The sequence below is a fragment of the Rhodococcus sp. 66b genome, assembly GCF_002076325.1.
In the GTDB taxonomy this organism is placed as follows: domain Bacteria; phylum Actinomycetota; class Actinomycetes; order Mycobacteriales; family Mycobacteriaceae; genus Rhodococcus_F; species Rhodococcus_F erythropolis.
This window is the reverse complement of record NZ_MUZB01000055.1, coordinates 1-1,215: the sequence shown is the minus strand read 5'-3', so window position 1 is coordinate 1,215 and position 1,215 is coordinate 1. Positions and strand designations below refer to the sequence as shown.

The 1,215-nt window shown below is 63.1% G+C and carries 1 protein-coding gene; it reads right to left on the bottom strand.

Going from position 1 to position 1,215, the window contains the following annotated elements; all coding sequences use genetic code 11:
* On the bottom strand, positions 1-1,214 hold a 1,214-nt coding region (locus B0E55_RS31285), incomplete at its 3' end, for an aminotransferase family protein (RefSeq protein WP_080911179.1).
* Position 1,215: the final 1 nt, after the last annotated feature.

Below are 1,215 nucleotides of genomic sequence, written 5' to 3'. Positions count from 1 at the left end.
GCTGCGAGGATCCCTGCTGCCATCTCCGCGACCTGATCGTCGGTCATGACGAACGTCGGCGAAATCTGCATCGCACCCTGACCCGCCGCACGACCCGAAATACCGTGCTCACGCAACGTCTTCACGAAAGGCAACGCCTCCGCCGGATCAGCCAACTGCACCGCAGCGACCGCACCCAGTCCACTACGAACCTCCGCCACCCGCGGATGCTCCGCCAACGGCTGCAGATGCGTATGCAACGACGCCTCCAGACGCTTCGACTCCCCAAGCAAATTCTCACGCTCGAGAATGTCGAGGTTCGCCATCGCCGCCGCAGCAGCACCGGCATGCCCGCCATACGTGTAACCATGACGCCACCACGAACCCGCATAGAACGGCTCCGCCACCCGCGGCGCGATGAACACCGCACCCATCGGAACGTAACCGGACGTCAAACCCTTTGCCGTGGTCATCATGTCGGGCTGCAAATCGAAACGAGTAGACGCGAACCACTCGCCGCCGATACGACCGAAACCGGTCACGACCTCGTCGACGACAAACAGAATGTCGTGCTCGCGGCAGATGTCGCGCACCTCGGCCAGGTACCCCTCCGGCGGAAGATACACCCCACCGGCACCGATGATCGGCTCCGCGAAGAACGCGGCGATCTTGTTCGCACCGATCCTCTCGATCAACTCGAGCAGACTCTTCGCATCATCCCAGCCGACCGTGGCCGCATCCGCCATCAGCTCGCCGTAACCCTCACGGTTCACCGGAATACCCGCCAGAGCTGTTCCCGCAACATGCATTCCGTGGTACGCCTTCTGGCGACCGACGATGATCGCCTTCTCCGGCTGCCCCACCTCGTGCCAGTACCGGCGAGCGAGCTTCGCCGCAGTGTCCACCGAATCCGAACCACCCGAAGTGAAGAAGATCTTGCTCCCGGCAACCGGCGCTATCGTCGCCAACCGCTCCGCCAACACCTGCGTGGTCTCGGGAACAAAATCACCGAAGTTGGAGAAATGAGCGATCTTCGACAACTGAGCCGCCACCGCATCCGCGATCTCCGTGCGCCCGTGCCCGACATTGGTGAACCACAGGCCCGCCGTCGCATCCAGATACCGAGTGCCCTCGCGGTCCCAGATGTACGCGCCCTCACCGCGAGAGACGACAAACGCGCCGTTCTTCTCCACAGCGCCCATGTCCGCGAACCCGTGCCACAATGCCGAAGCCATC